This is a genomic window from Paenibacillus sp. JT22N1 (assembly GCF_059692155.1).
Genome location: NZ_JCAUAW010000009.1, coordinates 176,456 through 197,929, shown reverse-complemented (window position 1 = coordinate 197,929; position 21,474 = coordinate 176,456). Strand labels below are relative to the sequence as shown.

At 44.2% G+C, this 21,474-nt stretch carries 16 protein-coding genes and 1 pseudogene; 15 read left to right on the top strand and 2 right to left on the bottom strand.

Annotated elements, in window-relative coordinates:
• Positions 1–157: 157 nt before the first annotated feature.
• Positions 158–571: pseudogene (locus AC58UU_RS18600) on the top strand (sigma-70 family RNA polymerase sigma factor); the annotation flags it as partial.
• 193 nt (positions 572–764) lie between these two features.
• Here AC58UU_RS18600 and AC58UU_RS18595 read toward each other — a convergent pair.
• Positions 765–1,562 carry a helix-turn-helix domain-containing protein gene (locus tag AC58UU_RS18595; protein ID WP_497318114.1) on the bottom strand — a complete coding sequence of 266 codons (798 nt, stop codon included), beginning with the start codon at positions 1,560–1,562 and terminating at the stop codon, positions 765–767.
• Positions 1,563–1,774: 212 nt separating this feature from the next.
• Between AC58UU_RS18595 and AC58UU_RS18590 the strand changes: the two genes are divergently transcribed.
• The 3 genes from AC58UU_RS18590 to AC58UU_RS18580 are packed head-to-tail and all read left to right on the top strand — an operon-like array spanning position 1,775 to position 4,180.
• The gene (locus AC58UU_RS18590; RefSeq protein ID WP_497318112.1) at positions 1,775–2,542 is read left to right on the top strand and encodes a sugar phosphate isomerase/epimerase family protein; all 768 of its coding nucleotides are present in this window, start codon (positions 1,775–1,777) and stop codon (positions 2,540–2,542) included.
• A 17-nt stretch (positions 2,543–2,559) separates the two neighbouring features.
• A complete protein-coding gene (locus AC58UU_RS18585; RefSeq protein WP_497318111.1) occupies positions 2,560–3,624 on the top strand; it encodes a Gfo/Idh/MocA family protein in 1,065 nt (354 codons plus the stop codon).
• A 46-nt stretch (positions 3,625–3,670) separates the two neighbouring features.
• Positions 3,671–4,180, top strand: coding sequence for a DDE-type integrase/transposase/recombinase (locus tag AC58UU_RS18580; protein ID WP_497318109.1), 510 nt, complete (start codon positions 3,671–3,673; stop codon positions 4,178–4,180).
• Positions 4,181–4,409: 229 nt separating this feature from the next.
• On the opposite strand, the gene AC58UU_RS18575 is transcribed toward AC58UU_RS18580, so the two are convergent.
• Entirely contained in the window at positions 4,410–5,225 is an 816-nt protein-coding gene (locus tag AC58UU_RS18575) for a helix-turn-helix domain-containing protein (RefSeq protein WP_497318107.1), read from the bottom strand.
• Between the two features lie 198 nt (positions 5,226–5,423).
• Between AC58UU_RS18575 and AC58UU_RS18570 the strand changes: the two genes are divergently transcribed.
• The 11 genes from AC58UU_RS18570 to AC58UU_RS18520 all read left to right on the top strand — a co-directional run bounded on the left by AC58UU_RS18570 (position 5,424) and on the right by AC58UU_RS18520 (position 21,402).
• On the top strand, positions 5,424–5,567 hold the full coding sequence (locus AC58UU_RS18570; protein ID WP_497318105.1) for a hypothetical protein: 144 nt from the start codon (positions 5,424–5,426) through the stop codon (positions 5,565–5,567).
• On the top strand, positions 5,539–6,168 hold the full coding sequence (locus AC58UU_RS18565; protein ID WP_497318103.1) for an alpha-L-rhamnosidase N-terminal domain-containing protein: 630 nt from the start codon (positions 5,539–5,541) through the stop codon (positions 6,166–6,168). Before AC58UU_RS18570 ends, AC58UU_RS18565 begins: the two co-directional genes overlap by 29 nt.
• A gap of 42 nt (positions 6,169–6,210) precedes the next feature.
• On the top strand, positions 6,211–7,440 hold the full coding sequence (locus AC58UU_RS18560; RefSeq protein ID WP_497318101.1) for an alpha-L-rhamnosidase-related protein: 1,230 nt from the start codon (positions 6,211–6,213) through the stop codon (positions 7,438–7,440).
• Entirely contained in the window at positions 7,335–7,625 is a 291-nt protein-coding gene (locus AC58UU_RS18555) for an alpha-L-rhamnosidase C-terminal domain-containing protein (protein ID WP_497318099.1), read from the top strand. Before AC58UU_RS18560 ends, AC58UU_RS18555 begins: the two co-directional genes overlap by 106 nt.
• Positions 7,626–7,643: 18 nt before the next feature.
• Entirely contained in the window at positions 7,644–8,900 is a 1,257-nt protein-coding gene (locus AC58UU_RS18550) for an FAD-dependent oxidoreductase (protein ID WP_497318097.1), read from the top strand.
• Between the two features lie 955 nt (positions 8,901–9,855).
• The gene (locus AC58UU_RS18545) at positions 9,856–11,961 is read left to right on the top strand and encodes a helix-turn-helix domain-containing protein (RefSeq protein WP_497318095.1); all 2,106 of its coding nucleotides are present in this window, start codon (positions 9,856–9,858) and stop codon (positions 11,959–11,961) included.
• Between the two features lie 424 nt (positions 11,962–12,385).
• Positions 12,386–13,237 (top strand): ABC transporter permease, encoded by an 852-nt coding sequence (locus tag AC58UU_RS18540; RefSeq protein WP_497318093.1) that lies wholly within the window; start codon positions 12,386–12,388, stop codon positions 13,235–13,237.
• Between the two features lie 13 nt (positions 13,238–13,250).
• The gene (locus tag AC58UU_RS18535; RefSeq protein ID WP_497318091.1) at positions 13,251–14,126 is read left to right on the top strand and encodes a carbohydrate ABC transporter permease; all 876 of its coding nucleotides are present in this window, start codon (positions 13,251–13,253) and stop codon (positions 14,124–14,126) included.
• Positions 14,127–14,253: 127 nt separating this feature from the next.
• Positions 14,254–15,948 (top strand): type 2 periplasmic-binding domain-containing protein, encoded by a 1,695-nt coding sequence (locus AC58UU_RS18530; RefSeq protein ID WP_497318089.1) that lies wholly within the window; start codon positions 14,254–14,256, stop codon positions 15,946–15,948.
• An 87-nt stretch (positions 15,949–16,035) separates the two neighbouring features.
• Positions 16,036–16,185 (top strand): hypothetical protein, encoded by a 150-nt coding sequence (locus AC58UU_RS18525; protein WP_497318087.1) that lies wholly within the window; start codon positions 16,036–16,038, stop codon positions 16,183–16,185.
• A gap of 54 nt (positions 16,186–16,239) precedes the next feature.
• Positions 16,240–21,402, top strand: a complete 5,163-nt coding sequence (locus AC58UU_RS18520) for an OmpL47-type beta-barrel domain-containing protein (protein WP_497318085.1) — start codon at positions 16,240–16,242, stop codon at positions 21,400–21,402.
• The last annotated feature ends 72 nt before the right edge of the window (positions 21,403–21,474 follow it).

Genomic DNA, 21,474 nt, shown 5'->3' with positions numbered 1-21,474 from the left:
GAAGTACAAGTACCAAGTGGGCTCCACAATCTGGAACAGGTGTTAACGAGTGGCTCCAAATGGACTTTGGCTCATGTGGAGAAGCCCCATAGCGTATTGGCGAGAAGCCCCTAGCCACTTGTGTGGATTGGTGCTTCTTATGTTTGTTTTTACGTTGCTTCGTGTTCACAATGTCAAAAAATTCGACAATACAGGAGAAGATCTCGAGGATTTGATCTCGATCGGGACGATCGGATTGATCAAAGCCATCGAGTCGTTCTCGCCGAACAAAGGGACCAAGCTCGCGACTTTCGCCACTCGCTGTATTGAGAATGAGATCCTTATGCATCTGCGTTCATTGAAGAAAACGCGTAAGGATGTGTCTCTGCATGATCCCATCGGAACGGACAAAGAGGGGAATGAAATCACGTTGATCGATATTCTCGGCACGGAGGCCGATGATGTCGTGGATAAAGTGCAGCTGAAGATAGAGAAGAGTAAAATTTACCGTAATTTGGAAATTTTAGATGATCGAGAAAAAGAAGTCGTTGTTGGGCGCTTTGGGTTGGAACTAGGTGGGGAAGAGCGTACGCATCCATGTCGCTTGCATCAGCTTCATGTTAACCAACCAAAAAGTAAATGAACAACCATAATAAATAAAATAGAGGAGCGCAAGTATGGAATCGGCTTAAATAATTATGGAGCATCCCATTGCCAAAGGCAAATCGCTTCTGATAGAAACGGATATGAAAATTCATGATATTACTCCTCAAGTCGGCTTTGACTCATCTGCCTATTTTATCAGGCTTAAGTTTGTTATATTGACTTGGTGACATGCCGAATCTGGACTTGAACAACCGGTTAAAATGCGTATAGTTGGAAAACCCGCATAAATAAGCGACCTCGTGCAAAGTCACTCCCTCGTTCAGCATCCGTTCTTTCGCCATCGACAGTCGAACTTCTATTGCGTAGTCCATAATCGATTGATTCAAGGTCTCCTTAAAAAGCTGGGACGCTCTGGAGACGCTTAGACCTACGGCAGCTGATATGTCCTTTAAGGTAAGCCTTTCTGTCGCGTTGCGCTCGATATATAACTTGATCTGATTGGATATGGACCGCTTATATGTATTGGCATGTTCTCCCGATTGGCTTATTCGCTGAATATGCAGCATAAGCACACGCGACAAATACTCCAGGATTAATGGACTGGAATCCTTCACTCTTCTATTCTCGTAGACCAACTGCTTCCAAATCGAGGAAAGCGCTTCATCCATACCAATATTGATCAACGTTCGCTGCCCGTTAAGCTCCCACCATTGTCTGATCCAAAGCTCTTCTGAATGGATCGTAACGTAATAATCCGCACTTCGGGGGGGGTCGTGCTTATTGAGCGGAATCATTAAATTATAATAATCCCCAGGCTTGCAAAGCAAAAGGCAACCGGGTTGAATGGGATATACAACTCCATTGACATCGGATTGACAAACTCCCTCCATTTGCAATCGAATTAAATAGAACTCTATGGCCTGATTGCGATTCGTATAATACGGACGCGTATGGATGGAGTATCCTGCATATATCATATTTATTTCCTTCCTCCATTTCACAAGAAGATAAGTAAAATCGCTATCACTAGTTTAATTCGTTTGTTTCATTCGGTAAAGCAATACTTCTCCCATTAAAGATCATAAGATCAGATAATAGAATCGTAAGATACGTAAAGGCGCAATTGCACCTTTTGCTTTATACTTGGTTTGACGAAATGAATTTTCAGCCAAGGAGTGATGCTGTGTTGATGAACAAATTAGCAATTCAGTTGTATACGCTTCGCGAAGAATGCGCGAATAACTTTCCTCAAGTGCTTCGCGATCTGAAGCAATTGGGTTGGGCTGGTGTGCAGATGGCCGGTTACCACAATTATGATCCTGAGGAGCTGGCTTCGGTTATTCATGAACAGAAGCTGCAAACTGCAGGACTGCACGTAGGTTTGGGCAGAATAACCGACGAATTGGACGAGTTGATTAAGGAGGCCCGCCTGTTCCGAACACGGGATATTATATGCCCGTCGCTTCCTTTGGAAAGCCGTACGGAAGCTGGCTACCGCAATGTCAAACAGCTTTTGGGAGAAGCAGCAGTAAAGCTGAAGCAGCACGGACTGCGACTAAGCTATCACAACCATGCCTTTGAGTTCGAAACGGCCGTCGAAGGTGAAAGTGCTTTAGAATATTTGCTTAATCCGACTGATGACAACCTGATTCTCGCTGAAATTGACGTCTATTGGGTTAAGAAAGCGGGCTTTGAACCTGCTGCATTTATTCAGAGATATGCGGGCCGAATGCCTATTATCCATCTGAAGGACATGTCCGATGATGATGAGCAAATATTCGCGGAAATCGGAACGGGCAGTATCGATTTCCGGCCGATATTACAATGGGGCGAAGCAAACGGAGTCGAATGGTACGTGGTTGAGCAGGACACATGCCGCCGTGATCCGATGGACTGCGTAATGACGAGCTTGACCAATCTGAAGCAGCTGATTGCCGAACGGCAAGCTGCAAATTGAAGAAGGAGATTATACATATGGTTAACAAGCTGAGAATGGGAATCGTAGGAGCAGGCAACATTTTTCGAGCGGAGCATGTCAAACCTCTTTTGGAACACGAGGAGGTAGAGCTGGTTGCAGTATGCGATGTGAATCAAGAAAGGGCCGAGAAAGTAGCCAAAGAATATGGCATCCCGTCCGTGTATAGCGATTACAAGGAACTTTTGCTTAGAGATGATATTGATCTCATCGATATATGTACGCCGAACTTGTACCATTCTGAAATTTCGATTGCTGCATTGAATGCAGGAAAGCATGTTTTTTGCGAGAAGCCGGATGCGGTAAATCCCGAGGAAGCGCAAAAAATGGCCGATGCAGCCAAAGCCAACGGTAAAATTATGATGGCTATGCGCAACAACCGCTTCACACCGGCTGCACGCTACTTGAAACGTTATATCGGGGAAGGCAATATGGGAGAAATATACACCGGTCGCTGCGGGTGGATTCGTCGGCGCGGCATCCCGGGCAAAGGCGGCTGGTTCACGACCAAGAAGTTGTCCGGCGGCGGGCCGCTGATCGATCTTGGCGTTCACTTTATCGATCTGGCCATGTGGCTCATGGGCAATCCAAAACCAGTCTCCGTGTCCGGTTGCACGTATACGAAATTTGCTAATGACGAAATTTCTGATTCCTTGCATAGCAGCTTTGGTGAGAAGAAATCAGACGGCACATTCGACGTAGAGGATTTGGCGATCGGTTTTATCCGATTCGAGAACGGAACCTCGCTCCAAATCGAATTCAGCTGGGCCTCTAACATCGGTGAAGAGATGAACTTTGTAGACCTTCGCGGAACTCGCGCCGGATTTAGCCTGAAGAATAACGTGCTGCAAATCTTCTCCGAAGCCGCAGGGCAGTTGACCAACATCACCCCTGTAATCAAAGGCAATGGAGCTGCTCCCCATGGCGAGCATTTGAATCATTTCATTGATTGCGTTCAGAAACGTGCCGAGCCGATCATTCTCCCGGAGCACGGCGTAGATATGATCAAAATTTTGTCGGCTATCTACAAATCGGCAGAAAGCGGGAAAGAAGTCCGACTGTAAACCATTTTCCATATTTCAATCATAAGAGGTCCCGAAGGCAGACAGGATGTGGGTGATCTTTATCGCTATGTTGACCTTTGCCACCTTCAATTATTATGACGCGGATGCTGTTGGAGCGTATCGATCCGTTCAGCGTAACCATGTACTCGACTTTCATCGGTTGTGCTATGTATATCATAGCTGCTTTGTATGTAGGCTGGTACCTGCCATTGACTGGTTGATGACCAAAAATCCAAGTGTTCGTCCGGAACGATTTGGAAAAGATCTCGTCAAAGATGATCCCTTCTGTGTAAGATTGGTAAGTGATGATCGACTATTGGATATTGCGGAACTACGACAACAAAAATATCTAAACAATATTATTGAACAAGATCATCGATTCATAAAGAAAGTCATTAAACCAATGCTGGGATACAAATCTTTCAGTACTGCAGAGAAAACAATTGCCGGAATCGAAGCTATGCATATGATAAAGAAAGGGCAGGTCGAATGCAATCATTCGTCTGTCCTCTCTGCAGTAGAATTAATTAATAAAGTGTTTGGTTTGACAGCATAATCAAGCAACATTATGGAGGCTATCTTTGATCTGTTTTTATAGTTGCACCAAAACCTTCACGGTTAATCTAAAACGAATATTGAAGCTGATGAAGTAAAAAGTGGATCCAGTAGACCTGTTTGGATTACAAAAAGACGACTCTCACTCCCAAAAAATGGGGGAAAGGGTCGTCTTTTTATTCGTTTCTCTTATATACTCCGAAAAACTACAAGTTCTTCAGTGGCCTCCTTTACAAGCGGTGGGCTTTTCGGTATTGCATTGGGGTTACGAGGCAATTGTTTTTGAATACACGGCTTAAGTAAAACCCGTTCTGATAACCGCAGCATTCCGAGATTTGATCCAGTGTCAAGTTCGTTTCCGTCAGCAGTGTCTTGGCTTTTTCAAGACGAAGGGAGGTAAGATACTTGATAGGCGTCGTTCCTAATTCCGCGTGAAACTTTTTACACAGCTGCATACGACTAATCCCCAGAGTGGTGGCAATCGCATTCAGGCTGAATCGCTCAAATGCTTGGGCCTGAATAAGCCTTGTTGCCTGTTGAATGATCGAGTCTGCCGGTCGATGGGGTACCTCGTTCAACAGTTCCTCCGCCTCTTCACAATACAGCAGCCATATATGATGCAGGTAATGGCTTCTTAGGACCATACTCCACCGCTCTCCTTGGATGCTGTACGGTTTCAGAGCTGCGTAATCTCCAAGCAGACTTTCGGTATTGCGCAAGCTGACTTTTCCCACTGGAAGGGTACCCAGTTCCGCAAGATCAATTTCATTTCCTTCGTCATCTCTCCAACTCATCCGAAATACAAAGAGTGTGATGGGCGAAATCACGACCCGTCGGAACGTGACACCTGGTGGACAAAAAACGAGATCACCGAAAGAAGCGGTTGCATGATGCTCATCGATTTCAAAGTAAAACGATCCATTCTCTACAGCAAAAATGAGCCATTCGTTCTGAATGCTCTCATACTGAAAAAATTGCTCACGGTGCACGAAATGTCGGAAATACGTCATTCTTGGTATATGACCGCACAATGGAAAGGCACACATTAATGATCTCCCCCATTTCATAATGAGGCGTGGTCGAACATGCAGACCCGGCTTCGCCCTGTGGGATAATAAGTATATAGTTCAGTTTACATTAGTGTATGGAAAAAATGAAGGGCTTTCAAATACAATGAATGAGGGGCTAATCTTCATCCTCAGGGGGTAAACATCCAAAGTCAATATAGGGGGAGAAGTACGTACATGGATAAAAAATGGAATGGAAGTTGGATAAAGGAAGCACGTTTTGCCGAATTACTGCCGCTGAATTTATATCATAAAGAAGGGGATGCCGCTCCCCCACATCATCACGGAGGAATTGGAAAATTTTCATATGTTGGTACGTAAAGAGTTTGTTCTTACGGATGCTTATAAGGAAGCTTTACTCGATATAACTGCTGACGATTATTACAAGCTTTACATCAATGGCCGATTTGTGGGTCAAGGCCCTGCACAAGGCAACTATTATTACTACTATTACAATAGATATGATGTCGCTTCTTTCTTGAAAGAAGGGACCAATGTCATAGCCGTTCATGTTTACTATCAGGGTCTTGTCTGCCGTGCATACAATAGTGGAGATTACCGGCAAGGAATGATTGCCGAGCTTGAAGTGGACGGTAAGATTATCGTGAAGAGCGACCGGACTTGGTTATGCCGCAAGGCCAACGAATACGTCAGCGGCGGCATTGTCGGGTACAACACGCAATATTTGGAATGGATCGATAGCTGCGAGCAGGTTCCAGACTGGCGAAACGCCAATATCGATATATCCGGATGGAAGCACTGCAAGGAAATGGAGGATCATGGGTATCGTTTGTTCCTTCAGCCGACTCCTCCTGTTTCCGTTTACGAGATCATGCCTAAGCATATATCTGCCCTACCGGAAGGCGGTTATTTCATTGATTTTGGACATGAATTAACAGGTCAATTTCGACTTAAAGCCTAAGGCCGGGAAGGTGATGTTGTAGAAATCCGGTACGGAGAAGAGTTGAATAGTGATGGACGCACCCGATACGAGATGAGATGCAACTGTGTATATAGGGAGCTGTGGACTTTGTCGGGAAGAGTGGATGAGGCCGAGTTTTTCGATTACAAAGCTTTCCGGTATGTTGAGGTTTTCGCAACATCGTCTACCGTAAAAATCGATATTGACAGTTGCCGAGCAGTAGTCAGACACTACCCGTTAGATGAGGAAGCGAGCTTGTTCGAATCGTCCGACTCTATGCTGAACGCTATATGGTCCATATGCCGTAATGGGGTCAAATTCGGCTCGCAGGAGCATTACGTGGACTGTCCGACCCGTGAAAAGGGGCAATATTTAGGCGATAACACGATTATTACCCATGCCCATGCTTATGTTTCGGGAGATCTTCGGCTATTCCGCAAAGCTTTGCAGGATTTCGTTCTGCTGTCTGATTCCGTTTGCCCCGGGCTGATGGCTGTGGCTCCGGGCCACTTTATGCAGGAAATCGCCGACTTTTCGTTCCAATGGCCGCTACAGCTGATGCAGTATTATCGGCAGAGCGGAGATATACAATTTCTAAAAGAGATGCTTCCGACAGCAGAAAACATGCTGAGACATTTTCGCTTGTATCGGCGCGAGGACGGTTTACTTGAGAACGTTTCGGACAAATGGAACCTGGTTGATTGGCCCGAAGGTATGCGTGACGGCTATGATTTTCCGCTTACAAAACCTGTAGGAACAGGGTGCCATAACGTCATTAATGCGTTTTATTATGGTGCCATGAAAGTGGTTTCGGAAATGCGCTGTATTGTCAATGCTCAGCACACTGACGATGAAGGAGATTCTTATGATTTGGACGGATTCCGAGATACTTTTCGAAAGGCATTTTTCGATGAAAGCAGCCAGTTGTTCACTGATGCTGTAGGGTCGTCCCATTCTGCACTGCATTCTAACGTGCTACCGCTCCTGTTCGGTTTGGTACCTGAGGAAGGAAAAGAATCTGTTATCGAGCTCATTCGCACTAAGCGTTTGAACTGTGGCGTTTATATGTCTTATTTCGTTCTGCAAGCTCTTGCGGAAGCGGGGGAATACGCCTTGATTTATGATCTGATCAGCTCAGCTCAGATGATATTCATTCATGGAGCAACATGGTCAAGGAAGGGGCGACAACCTGCTTTGAGGCGTGGTCCAAGCAGGCGAAATGGAATACAAGCTTATGTCATGCGTGGGCGAGCGCTCCTATTCCGATCCTGATTGAGCATATCGCGGGGATTCAACCGGCTGAACCGGGTTGGAAGAAAGTCACCTTCAAGCCCCGCATTCCGGATACACTCAAGGAGTTAAAGCTTTCTTTTCGGGTGGCTATCGGCACGATCTCTTTTGAACATAAGAATGGTCAGTCGACTTTGCGAGTGCCAGATGGTATAACCATAAATTAATTGGAAGAGGTATGAGATATGGACGGTACTTACGATGTAATTGTAGTTGGCGGTGGTTCTGCTGGCTGCATAGCTGCCATTCAAGCGGCACGTGCAGGCGCAAAAACAGCTTTGGTGGAGAAGAACGGTATTCTTGGGGGAACGATAACAGTGGGCGCTGTCAATTTCCCAGGTTTGTTCCATGCTTGGGGACAGCAGGTCATTGATGGAATCGGCTGGGAGATTATTATGGAGACTGTTCGTATGGGCGGTGCCATATTACCGGATTTCTTGGCCATACCGGAGAAGCATTGGCATCAACAAATTAGGGTCAACCGTTTTGTTTACGCTGCAGTATTGGACGAGTTCATCTTGCGGGCCGGTGTTGATCTAAGATTGCACGAAATGCCCGTTTCTGTTGCTGATCAGGACAACCAGCTTCTTGTTTCTGTTGCAGGTAAAGGGGGCATAAAGGTGCTGCAAACCCGCAAGCTTGTCGATTCTACGGGCGATGCCGATTTGTGCGGAATGTTGGGATATGCCCGAGAGAAAAGTGAGAAACTTCAGCCAGGAACGTTGATCAATGAAATCGATGGATACGAGTTTTCGAGTATCAATCCCGACGAGCTACAGCGGGTGTACGATGAAGCATTAGCCGAAGGCAGCATAAGGGTCACCGACCACCCTGCAAGCAATCCACCCTTTTATAACGATCTGCGATCTGGGGTAATCAGTATGCATATTCCAGGTATTGATGGTTCCACCTCGGAATCCAAGACGGAAGCGGAAGTTACGGCAAGGCAGACACTCTTGCGGATTTACCGTTTCCTGCGACGGGTACCCGGTTGTGAGCATCTGTCGGTTCGTTATGCTGCGAACGAGTGCGGCATCAGGGAGACTTGGAGAATAATCGGAGAGACTAGGATAGACGAGGCCTCTTACGTTTCTGGGTTTCATTGGCCGGATGCAATCTGCTATAGCTTTTATCCGATCGATCTGCACCATCCGAGCGACAATACCGTTATTAAGCATTATTTGGATAAGGGAGTCGTCGCAACAATTCCCTATGGTGCATTAATACCGGTTAACAGTGACCATCTGCTAGTGGCTGGACGCTGTCTTTCTGGAGATCAGATGGCTAATTCGGCTTATCGGGTTCAGGCTACTTGTATGGCTACCGGCCAAGTTGCCGGGGCTGCTGCGGCATTAGCTGCCAAATTGGAAGTGTCGCTAAGGAAGGTGCCTTTGGCAGCACTTAGAGCTTTGCTTCTCGAGCATAGTGCTATCGTTCCTTGATAACGCTGTTAAGTATGTACTATCCTACTTGCTGGTTTTTGTGACACTTGGTTTCTTTATATATACGAGTGCGGTCAAGACTGTTTACCTTCAAGAAGCTGACCGGACTGACGCCTATGGAATACAGGGAGTGGATCACGGAGCTGGAATAATACAAAAAGCCTGCACAAAAGCGCGATTCTCCCCCTTTGACATGATTAAACGTAATGAAAATGACAAAACAAAGACTGCATTGGAGGAGATCAAGTCTCCGGAGGGTATGAAGCCATTTATAATTTATAGCAATAGGCAATGAGTCATGCGCTGCGAGCCTTTTTATATTGGTGTTAATAGTCAGTTCATTGCGCTAACGGATAACTCCATTAGAAGAGGCAGTTAGTGTTATCGGCTGCCTCTTCCCCGCTAACTGGTAGATTACTTCAAACCTTGCTGTTATTATGGGCAATTTAAAAATAATTGTAAGAATCCGCCGCTATTTCGCTCTAAAAGAATTAGGTTTCGCTCAAAAATACAGGTGGTAACTAATCTCATGCATCTGTCAGAGCAAGTTGCAAAGCACGCTGGGGTATCGAAGTGTTCTACTGGTTAATCAACAGGTGTGGTATTTTTTGATTTAAATTATCTATAAAAAATCACAAGTGACATGAGAAGTTTTTTAAATGTTCCGTATAACCGACCTTTATAACCATGCCTCTAACTGAACGGAATTATGTCTATCACAGAAATATGTCTATTGTTGAACTAATATCCTGTCGCTATAATTAACCTAAAATAAGGTTGTTTTAAAAAATGAGGTGTACCTATTAGGAATCATTGGTTTTCACGGATATTGATTTCTTATGTACCGGTTTTTTTGATTGTTGTTACTTTGCTCATTTTATTTCTTTTTCTGGGAGTGAGTGAGGTACTAAAGAAGGAAGCCCAGGAAGCTAATCGAATTTATTCCACACAAGTAATGAAGCTTATTGATCAATCGCTTTCGGCTATTGATCAAAGTATTATCAATGAAATTATAGCAGACCACAGCAGTATTCGTGATTTTTATAAACCACAGCAAGAAATTAACCATTTATTCCAAACCTATGAAGCTTCACTTGAATTGAATAATCTAGTCTTAAAGCATGCCATTATCGATTCGATTTATCTTTACCGTTACTCGGATCAAGCCATTTTAAGCAAGAACCGTTTTATTCCGCTCAGCGAATTTGGGGATAAGGAATTTCTGCAAGCCCAAATGACCGGAGATGTGTCGCTTCAATCATGGAGGGGAAGTAGACAATATGTGGAGTTCTCCTCTCAGACGGAGCCGATATCTGTAATAACACTTGTTCGCAGCGTGATTTTATTTTCCGGGGAAGAAGGCAAGATTGTCACCAATGTCAAAATAACGGCTTTACAGAAGATACTTCAGGATTTATTTGATTCGGGGATCAGCTACGCGGAGCTTGTGGATGGTGAGGGCAATGTAATTCTGTCAAGAAATGGTTCCGAGTTAGAGCGAGCCAAGCAGAAGCCAACAGAAATGTATTTATCCGATATTCACTCGCCGATAACCAATTGGCATCTCCGCAGCGGTGTCGAGGCGGGTAAGCTGTATTATTTTATTTCTAATTTTTCTTATATATGGCTTACTATTGGTCTGAGTATTGTTGCACTTGGAGTCATCTGGATTGTTTATATCACCCGTCGCAATTATCGTCCGGTCGAGCTTATGATTAATCAAATTCAATCGCTCTCCTTCAAGATTAGTCAGAAATTGGCTACGCAATCAGGAGGAAATCAGCTCCGTTTTATTGAGAATGCGGTAGAAAATTTAATAGAGGAATCGAATAAATTTCAACAAAGGCATGAAGAGAATATCGTATTCCGCAAGAAAGTATTTTTTCAAGAGGCTTTGGAAGGTTCGCGAGAGATCACACCTGAGCAATGGACGGACGAAATGATCAAGTTTGACCGTCCTGTGAAGTATAGCGGTTTTGAAGTCGTGTTATATGAAATGGATAAATTTACTGATTTTAAGATGAGCTACAACCAGAAGGATCAATACTTGTTAAAATTTATTCTGTGCAGTGTGATTGTGGAAGTGGCACAAAATAACGGTGTGACCGTTTGGCATGAGTGGATGGATCATCATATCGTAGGGGTGCTTTATCAGTATCAGGATGAGCAGGGGGAGAATTCCGAGCGGCTTGCAAGTATGCTGGAGGAAGTGCGTGAATGGGTGCAGAGCAACCTGACGTTTACCGTTACGATTGGTGTAGGCAGTTTAATCAAGGAACCCGCATTGATTTATCGTTCATACGACGACGCAAAGCAAGCGCTTGGCTATAAGTCTGGTTTGGGCAACAATCGAATCATTGCTTACAACGATATCGAAATGTCTCCGAAAGGGGATATGTTCCGTCATCTCCAGCCTGTACGGAAGCTGTCACAGCAATTCCGCTTGGGCAATCCAACGTGGGGGGAGGAGCTTGAGGCATTCTTTGATGAATTGGAGAGAACACTGCTATCCAGAGAAGATGTAGAGAGTATACTAAATTATCTGATTTATCAAATGAACCGGGAGCTCATGGAGCTTTCGGAGGACTATGGCGAAATATGGCGAAATAAAGGGCTGCTGCCTATCAATGAATTATTGCAGCGGTTTGATACTTTACGGGAATTCCGTGGTAAGGCAAGTCTGATTCTGACTGAAACATCAGAACATCTGGAGCGTATACGTGAAGGCAGGAACAATAGGAGCCTGCTTGCCGAGGTAAGGAGCTATATTGAAGCCAACTACTTTGATCCGGATCTTTCCTTAAATCATTTAAGTGATAAATTCCAAATCAATTCGAAATATGTAAGTCAACTATTTAAAGAAGAATTCGGGGAAAACTTTGTTGATTATTTGGCCTTCGTGAGGATTGAGCATGCCAAACAACTGCTGAGTGATACTTCCATGTCTGTACAGGATATTGCCGGAAAGGTCGGTTATCAGCATAGTGTCTCTTTTAACAGGGTATTCAAGAGAATTACCGGGAAAACGCCAGTTGTATTCCGCAGTGAATCAGTAAAGTGAGATTCTTTCGCTGCTCTATGTTCATAAAGCCTTCGCGTATGAATCTTTCATATGTTTGAGGCTTTTTTTTGTGGTCAAAATTGAATGCCAAGCCAGATAAAGGAATTGTTTCGAGAACTGGACGGAAATATGACTGTTACTGAATTGTGTCTATTATTGAGCAAGTATCCTCACGACGGCAATTATAGTGAAGGCAAATCGCATATCCCAGCTTATACAGAAAATTGTTTAACAACAGATTCTTGTCTATTGCAGGCGTAATATGAATATCCCTACACTTAGTTTTATAACAGACACCACAGAAGAATGGAGGGTAAGCATCAAATGGTAACTATCAATAAAAAGAGATTAAGAAAGGAAGGGTAGGCATCAAATGGTAACCATCAAGAAAAAGCGATTGAAAGAAAATTTTCCACTGTTTATCATGTTTACCCCTGTGTTATTGTTTTTTATTATTTTCAAATATATACCTATGCTAGGACTGATTATTGCTTTCAAGGATTACAATCTGTTTCAAGGTTTTCTCGACAGCCCATGGGTAGGACTTAAGCACTTTCATTATATTTTCTCGAATCCCGAAACGGTTCGAATTGTGAAGAACACCTTTGTGTTAAGTTTAACGGGCATTTTATTTGGCTTTCCATTGCCGGTTATATTGGCTATTCTCTTAAACGAAGTACGCAGGATGTGGTTCAAACGCTCGATCCAAACGTTGATTTATTTACCTCATTTTTTTTCATGGGTCATTATCAGCGGGTTTGTTTTCACGATATTTAATCAGGAAACAGGCATTGTTAATCATGTAATTGAACGGATAACCGGAGAGACCTATGCGTTTCTTTATCACAATTTCTCCTGGTGGTCGATTTTTATCGGATCGGCGTTATGGAAAGAAACCGGGTTTTCAGCGATCATCTATCTGGCAGCAATAACAAGCATCGATACCAGCTTATATGAAGCGGCCAACCTGGACGGTGCTAATAAATGGAAGCAAATTTGGCATATTACGATTCCTGGACTGGCTTCGACCATGATTCTTATTCTGATTATTTCCTTGGGGCGTGTAATGGAGGTTGGATTTGATCAAGTGTATGTATTGCGAACGCCTGTCGCGACTCTATCGGACGTCATTAGCACTTACATATATCGGATTGGTGTACAGAATTCACAATTCAGTCTGACAACTGCACTGGGCTTATTTGAATCATGTATCGGATTAATTCTGGTGCTGACTGCCAATCAAATCGCAAAACGTTATAACCAGAGCTTATGGTAGGAGGGACTTTAGAATGAAAACCAGTAAGGGAGAACGCGTTTTTTTCGCCGTTAATTACGTTCTTTTGGCTTTATTCGGGATTAGTGCATTGGTGCCCTTAATCAATATTTTGGCAGTCTCATTGAGTGATAGTTCTGCCATTATCTCGGGAAAGGTGTCGATTTGGCCGATCGGTTGGAACATCGAAGCCTATAGACAGCTTATCGAAGGAACAAGAATTATTCACGCTTTGAAAAATAGTATCATCATAACAGTGGTTGGTGTTGCCCTGAGTATGTTATTTACAATATTGGCTGCCTATCCACTGTCTAGAAATACATTCTATGGTAGACGTTTCTTTACATTGGCGATTGTGTTCACGATGTTGTTCGGCGGTGGATTGATCCCAAGCTTTCTGGTCATCAAAGAATTGGGGTTGATTAACTCTTACGCTGCGATCTGGCTGCCGACCTTGGTCAGCGCATTCAATATGATGATTATGCGAACATTCTTCCTCAATATTCCCTCTGAACTAGAAGATGCCGCACGAATAGACGGATGCGGAGAATACAGAATGCTGCTGCAAATTTTTCTCCCGCTCTCCTTACCAGTCCTTGCCACGTTGACTTTGTTCTATTCTGTAGGGTATTGGAACCAGTTTCTAACAGTGCTCCTGTACATCAATGATGCTAAGAAATACAACCTTACTGTACTTGTGCAGAATATGGTGGCAAGTCAGCAGCTGCTTCAGCAAATCAATACATTTCAAGCGGAAGACTCGGTTTCTATGACACCAGAAGCGATCAAAGCAGGAGCAGTTGTGATTTTGCTGCTACCCCTAATGATCGTGTATCCATTCTTGCAGAAATATTTTGTAAAAGGTGCCTTAGTTGGTGCAGTTAAGGGATAGAGGCTGTTATGGATTGCTAAGGAGGTGATGTCAATCGGTTAGAGTATATAGAATGGAGTAGGAGTATGAATGGGCAAGGGTATCAATGCTCGGAGAAATGAACGAAATATAATCAGGAGGGTTAAATATGAATGGGATAAAAGCAGGATATCGTACAAAAATAAGGATCGTTTTGGCATCGGCATTGGTTTTATTGATTATGAACGGTTGCTCCAATAGAAAGGATAACACAGTAAGTGATACAGCTTCTCCAGACGCGAGCGCATCCGGACAGTCTACTAAACCGGCGACAATGAAGCCGAAGTCGAAAATATCGGTTTCCGTCTATGACCGGGGGAATGTACCAGCTGCCGAAGGCACTATAGACAACAACCGCTGGAGCAAATGGATCAATGCCAACGGACCGGCCAATGTAGAGTTTGTCCCGATTCCACGTTGGGAATCGCTGCCGAAGCTAAATACTTTGTTTGCCTCGGGAACGGCTCCTGATTTAATTTTTGAATTTGATGCAAAAATTAAAAATCAGTTTCTTGCGCAAAAGCAGTTTATGCCAATAGATGATATGGTCAGCAAAAGTGTGGAATACAAAAAATTTCTTGAGCAGAATCCAGGCGTCAAGAAATTGGCAATGAATGAAGATGGCAAGATGTATTATTTTGGCCGTGTGGTTGGTCCTACGCTGAATGTGGGACTGGTGATTCGTGAGGATTGGTTGGAAAATCTGGGTTTGAAGTCTCCGACAACCCCTGAAGAGCTAGTGGCTGTTGCCAAGGCGTTTACTGAACGGGATCCGGACGGTAACGGGAAGAAGGATACATTCGGTTACCATCTAAGCTTCATCGGCGGGGGAATAATCGATCGTATGTACAATAGTGGTGAAATCCCAGACGGCATGCTCCTAAATAATGGAGAGCTTGTTCGGCAGTGGGATAATTCCAAAGCTGCTCTGCAATTGAAGAAGCAGCTGTTCGATGCAGGAACGGTAGATAAAGACTTCTTGACAGATAAAGGGGAAAAGGCGCTTCAGGACTTTGTCAACGGCAAGCTTGGTATTTACGGTATTAATAATATCAACTCAGTCAATGGTGCGGGATACAAAAATTTCGAAACGTTACGTAAAAATAATCCAAATGCCAAAATTAAATTTATTCCATTTCCAACGACAGTATACGGTTCATACAGCTGGGGCTGGGAACCGATTCAGTTGATAGCGGCGGTGAATGCGAAAGCCAAGAATCCTCAGGCTGTTATGGACTATATGGACTTTCTTACCAAGGATTCGACGCAATTGTCAATGACATATGGTGTCGAAAATGAACATTGGAAGATGGGAGAGGATGGTTGTCCGAAGCAGATTGATCCGGCCAAATCAAAAGCTGAGGTGGACTATAACGGAGATTTCCGAATGCAGGCCAACATAGGGATAGGTTTGCTTGCCAAATGCGCGCAACCGGAAAAAGTATTCGATGCGAAAGTTCCGCTGCAGAAGGAATATATGGATCTACAGCTTCAGCAAGCGAAGCCTGCTTATTTAAATCCAGAGCGTCCTTTCAACGGATTCACGGCTTCGGGTTATAATCCGGCCCTTCCACAAGATTTATCGGCTTTTTCGGCTCAATTAACGCAATCGATCAGCGATATTTTCAACAAAGCAATTGTGAGCGGTGCTTCTTATTCTGTGGATCAGGCGATAAACGATGCTAAAACAGCCTGGAGCAAAGGCAGCGGCGACAAAATCGAGGCATGGTACAAAGACTGGTACGCCAAGAATAAAGATAAAATTTACACAACAGCAGAAATATACAAGCAGTATGTAAAGTAGGCTTTTACGATAGTTGATTAACCAAAATATAGCAGTATACAAGTCTACCACGTTACAACCTAGTTTAAACTCTTCTGAAAAAAGAGGATGTGCAAAAAATTCTTAGGCGAGCTGGGTTATGAAGATACGGCACGTAAATTCACAGCCCATCAGTCTGGAGGAAAAATTGAAGTAGATATGATGAAATACGCCGCCGGGATAACAGTCCATATACGTTATTCTGGCATCCGCATATGATTGCCAATATTCGTTGAGTGATTTAACGCATGATTAACAGAGGAGGTTAAATGCATGAAACATGCATTCCGATGTAAATACCTAACAATAGGGATACTGATTGTGTTGTTTATGAATGCGATTAATGTACAAGCAACGGCCAATTTTGAACCACAGATAGCGCCAGCCATGTCAGAGGGAAATCAACCATTGCCTGATCCTGAAGATCCTCTGGCTTCTGAGTTGGCTGAAAACGGCATAATGATTGTTGATGATTCTTTTGATGAGGGGGATTGGGATGGGTGGTACCCTCTGGCAGAAGGAGGAAGTATTATTGTCGATGAGGAGAGCGGTGGTATAAAGCTTCACAAAATCGAAGCTGCGGGAAATCTGGATGTTATGAAAAGAATCAGCCCCGTTAGTGGCATAGTTAGTATTGAATACGATGTCAAAACAGATGAACTGGAAAAATGGAAATGCGCGGCCTATATCATGGATGGAAGCAATAGAGATATAGCGGCCTCCGTAGCGTTTGATAATGGAAATATAAAGATATACAACGGCGCACAGCTTGAAACGGTGCAGGGCTTTAATCCGGGACAATGGTATCATTTGAAATTAGATATCAATACGGATTCGGATACCTTCGATTTTTATATTGACGGGCAGCAACAATGGTATAATGCAAAATTAAGAAATCCCATCAATCATGTTGGTCAGATGCTGTTTAAAATGGGGGATTCCAGTAGTGGCACCCTGTATTTTGATAACGTGAAAGTATATACGGGTGTCAGAGGCTCAAAGGTTGAGGGTAGCAAGACACCTGTAGATAGTGCATCCGGAATATCAGATGATTTTGAGGACGGTCAAATTGGTATGGCGCCTGACGGATGGGCTGTACTTGAAAACAACGGCTTTGTTGCTGTAGAGCATACTCCTGGCAGTACCGGTAAAAGTATGAAGCTGACGAAATCACAAATGACGAATGTAACGGGAGCTTCGGTAAGTGCCACAAAAAATTTCAGCTCCATGCTTACTGGCAAGGTAAGCATGGAATATAAATTTTTGACGGAGGAGATTCCTTCTAAGTGGAAAGCCATGTATATTGCGGAAAATCTAAAAAATGCTATCAGTCTGGCGATCGATGGTACTAAGCTTAAAATATTGGGACCCTCAAGCAAAACGAAAATTATTATAGATAATTTACAAGCCAATCGGTGGTACAGCATTAAAGTGATTGCAGATACTGTAAAAGATACACTGGACCTATTCATTGATGATCAAGAGTACTTAACAGATGAGCCCTTCAGATTTACCGTAGCGGGGCTGAACAAAATGGACTTTATCATGGCAAAAGACAGTATGGGCACCCTGCACATTGATGATGTAAATATCAAAAAACTGGAGGAAGAGGTAGTTGTCCAGGTTCCTGGCTATAATCCAGACCCGGCAGTTCCGGGATATTCGTTAGGGGACTACGCCCATGCGGAGCCATTGCCTTCAGGAATCATTATAGAGGCCGAGGAGATGAGCCTGAGTAACTACGTAGTAGAGGATTCTCAAGTAGCACACAATGGAAAAGGGATTGCGGTGGAGAAGCCAGGACTTGGCATTGCTGCTTTTTCATTCTACGGTGCTTCCGGCTATTATGCCGTCCATGCTGGGTATTATGAAGCAGAGGGCAAATATGACAGCGTTTACAAGATGAAGCAAAATGGAAGGGAGATCGATTATTGGCTGGGGCAGTATGATGATGATGCGCTTCATGTGAGACATGCCAAAGAATATTTGTATATCAATCAGGGAGATATGTTCACGTTGGAAGGGGTTTATGGAAAGGACCCCGCCAAGTTGGATTATGTGGAGTTTTCCGCAGCGATTTCAAGAACTCTGGATAGAGGCCATTTGATAGATGATTCCTATTGGCAGCCTGTGGGCTGGATTCCAAGTAGCTGGACTGTTGGGGAAGAAGGCGGAACGGCGAGTTTACGTAAACTGAATGATGAAACCCCTTTCATTTTTGACGATGTCAGCAGTATAAAGAGTGTCTGGGGAGAAAGACCGTTTTTGCCTCAATCGGAAGGGGTTGTCACCCTTGATTTCAAGGTCCGCTTTGTAACCAGAGCAGATGGCGTAAGCTTTGAATTGCGAAATGGTGCTGTTCCCGCCATTAAATTGATTACGGCAAACGGAAATATTGAATATGAGAATACCGATGGCAGCCGCTCCGTTATAATGCCGGAATACATGGGAAATGTCTGGTATGGAATCAAGGTGATTGCCGATCTGGATGCCGGTAAGGCCAGTGTTTATATAAATGGAGCAGGTCATAAGATAGAAGCTGCCAGCTTCAGCAATCCTGCAAACACACTGGATAATGTGTATATCCGGACACCGGAGCAAGGTGTGGCCAAGCTGGCCATCAATGTGATGGAGCTCTATAAAGGATATTTGATTTACGATAATTTCATCACAACCTCTCCGGGTAATATGCCCTCGGGTTGGACTGTGCGGACTGAAGGGGGAATTGGACAAATACAGGAAATGAGAAGCAACCTGTATTATGATTGGAATTCATTCAAATTGGAGGATATAAGTGTTGGGGATAGCGTATATTTGTCCAAGAGCTATCCGCATCAGGCGGGACAGATTACCTTGGAGTATGAGTTCCTTCTGCCTTCCAAGGTGGATGGAATGTCCATGGTGATTGGAAGCGAAAATGTGCCGGGAGTAAAGATTGTCACAGACGACGGAAATATAGTCTATGAAGCTGCCGATGGGGCAATCGTCAAGCTTTGGGAAAACTATAAAGGGAATATGTGGTATAGCATGAAGATTGTTGCGGATGCCTCCTTGGGTACGGCAGATATCTATGTCAATAATATCAGGAAGGCATCCCAGGTTTTTCTGAGGAATCCGGTTAATAGCCTGAATTCGATACAATTTATAACACCCGGAGATGCTACCGGCGTTATGTGGCTGGATGATGTCAAATTATTTCAAGGAACCTATATCAGCAATGTGCCGGAGCCTATTGCTGCCTCTGTCGAATCACCATATTTGGTAGGTGTCCAGACCTGCGATTTGTGGCGGGAAGGAGGTCACTTCGGGTATGATGCGATAGCTCCTTACGATAACAGGACACCACTCCTGGGGTACTTTGATGAAGGGAATCCTGAGGTAGCGGATTGGGAAACCAAATGGATGGTGGAGCATGGAATCGGCTTATACTATCCGGCCTGGTACAGACCGAAGGGTTCATTGGGATCGCCAATCAAGGAGCCGAGAAATTCGGCAAAGCTGCATCAAGGCTTTATGAATTCCAAATATTCGGACAGGATCAGCTTTGCCATACTGTGGGAGAATGGCACAGGAGCCATGGATGCAGAGGACTTCAAGGAGAATGTTGTCAACTATTGGATTGAACGCTACTTCAAGCATCCGTCCTATTTGCTGATTGATAATAAGCCGGTTATAGGTATATGGAAGACGGATGATCTGGCAGGTCAGTTAGGCGGGAACAGCGGGAATGCAGCCGTATTTGAGGAGATTGATGCGGCGCTGAGGGCGGAAGGCTTTGCCGGAGCCATCTTTCTTGCCCAGCTTAGCGGAGCGGATGCGGCCAAATCCCAGGAGCTAAAAGAGCGAGGCTATGACTATACCTACATTTATAACCATACTTCAAATGAAATGGTCAAACAATTGGACCGGCTGCAAAATCAGAAAAATACCAATGCTCTCCCTGCCATTTCATCGATTTCTCAGGGATGGGGAGACGAACCCTGGGGAATGTCGGAGCGCAAGACCAATATTCCGCTGAATGAATGGAAAGCAGGCTTGGAATGGTTAAAGAGTAACTATATGCCAGATAATGGAGATGAGGCTGCCTCTCTTGGGAGCAGGCTGCTATTATTGGGCAATTGGAATGAAATAGCGGAAGGGCATGCCCTGATACCTAGCAATATTTCAGGTTTTGGTTATCTGGACGGGATAAGAGAGGTGTTTTCTACAGATGCCCCTGCCCACACGGATATGGTTCCCAAGGATGTCGGGTTAGGTCCTTATGACACATTAACGCCCAAGCAATGGTCGACTATCGGTGCAACTGGCAATATCGATAAGATAGCACCCGTAAGTGTCGCATCTGTAAGTCCTGCTGAACCTGACGGCAGCAACGGATGGTATAAGTTGGATGCAACGGTAAGCATATCGGCCATGGATAATTTATCAGGAGTCGCGAAAATAGAATACCAAGTGAATTACGGGGATTGGATCACTTATAATGGTTCCATACCTGCATTCGGTGAAGGGATTTATACCGTTAATTATCGTAGCACAGATCAAGCAGGCAATGTAGAAGCCCAACAAACGCTAACGGTTCAGATTGATAAAACACGGCCGGCAGATGCAACGTTAGCAGCAGATATTACAGCGCCAACTAACACTGGTGTCACTGTATCGATCAGCTATCCGGCTGATGTATCGCTGAAAGAATACAAAGTGGGCGAAAACGGTACTTGGACTGCGTACACGTCACCTGTCCTCATTTTAGATAATGATACAGTGTATGCAAGAGGAACTGATGCTGCAGGCAACGTATCGAATGTAACCACCTATGTGGTAAGTAATATCAATAAGATAGCACCCGTAAGTGTCGCATCTTTAAGCCCAGCTTTACCTAACGGAAGCAATGGATGGTATACTTCGTCTGTAACGGTAAGCATATATGCTACGGATCATTTATCTGTCATGGAGAAAATAGAATACCAAGTGAATAACGGGGAATGGATCACCTATACGGGTTCCATGCCTGCCTTCAGTGATGGGATTTATACCGTCAATTATCGCAGCACGGATCAAGCAGGCAATGTAGAACAGATCCAAACCATCGAGTTTAAAATCGACACAACAGCACCAACCCTAACCGTTCAATTAGATAAAACGTCTCTATGGCCGGCGAATCACAAAATGGTGGCGATAAATGCCGCATTGAATTCGCGCGATGCCGTATCAGGCGTTGCATCGGTGGTGTTAACCTCGATTACGAGCAATGAGCCGGACAGCGGCCAAGGCGACATTCAAGCCGATTTGGGTACTGCGGTCGCTTCTTTTAACTTGCGTGCCGAAAGACTAGGCAAGGGTACGGGACGTATATACACGGTTACTTATACGATAACCGACCAGGCTGGCAACCAAACGAATACATCTGTAACCGTTACAGTGCCTCATAATCAATAGATAAGAAAATATGAATTTTCGGGGAGTCACGAGAGTGGCTCCTTTGGTGTATTTATGGCAGGTTGGAAATAA

Excerpts from the sequence above, each read along its gene's own strand:
- AC58UU_RS18595 (WP_497318114.1), bottom strand. The coding sequence starts at position 1,562 with ATGATATATGCAGGATACTCCATCCATACGCGTCCGTATTATACGAAT.
- AC58UU_RS18590 (WP_497318112.1), top strand. The coding sequence starts at position 1,775 with ATGAACAAATTAGCAATTCAGTTGTATACGCTTCGCGAAGAATGCGCG.
- AC58UU_RS18585 (WP_497318111.1), top strand. The coding sequence starts at position 2,560 with ATGGTTAACAAGCTGAGAATGGGAATCGTAGGAGCAGGCAACATTTTT.
- AC58UU_RS18580 (WP_497318109.1), top strand. The coding sequence starts at position 3,671 with ATGTGGGTGATCTTTATCGCTATGTTGACCTTTGCCACCTTCAATTAT.
- AC58UU_RS18575 (WP_497318107.1), bottom strand. The coding sequence starts at position 5,225 with ATGTGTGCCTTTCCATTGTGCGGTCATATACCAAGAATGACGTATTTC.
- AC58UU_RS18570 (WP_497318105.1), top strand. The coding sequence starts at position 5,424 with ATGGATAAAAAATGGAATGGAAGTTGGATAAAGGAAGCACGTTTTGCC.
- AC58UU_RS18555 (WP_497318099.1), top strand. The coding sequence starts at position 7,335 with ATGGTCAAGGAAGGGGCGACAACCTGCTTTGAGGCGTGGTCCAAGCAG.
- AC58UU_RS18550 (WP_497318097.1), top strand. The coding sequence starts at position 7,644 with ATGGACGGTACTTACGATGTAATTGTAGTTGGCGGTGGTTCTGCTGGC.
- AC58UU_RS18545 (WP_497318095.1), top strand. The coding sequence starts at position 9,856 with ATGAAGCTTATTGATCAATCGCTTTCGGCTATTGATCAAAGTATTATC.
- AC58UU_RS18540 (WP_497318093.1), top strand. The coding sequence starts at position 12,386 with ATGTTTACCCCTGTGTTATTGTTTTTTATTATTTTCAAATATATACCT.
- AC58UU_RS18535 (WP_497318091.1), top strand. The coding sequence starts at position 13,251 with ATGAAAACCAGTAAGGGAGAACGCGTTTTTTTCGCCGTTAATTACGTT.
- AC58UU_RS18530 (WP_497318089.1), top strand. The coding sequence starts at position 14,254 with ATGAATGGGATAAAAGCAGGATATCGTACAAAAATAAGGATCGTTTTG.
- AC58UU_RS18525 (WP_497318087.1), top strand. The coding sequence starts at position 16,036 with ATGTGCAAAAAATTCTTAGGCGAGCTGGGTTATGAAGATACGGCACGT.
- AC58UU_RS18520 (WP_497318085.1), top strand. The coding sequence starts at position 16,240 with ATGAAACATGCATTCCGATGTAAATACCTAACAATAGGGATACTGATT.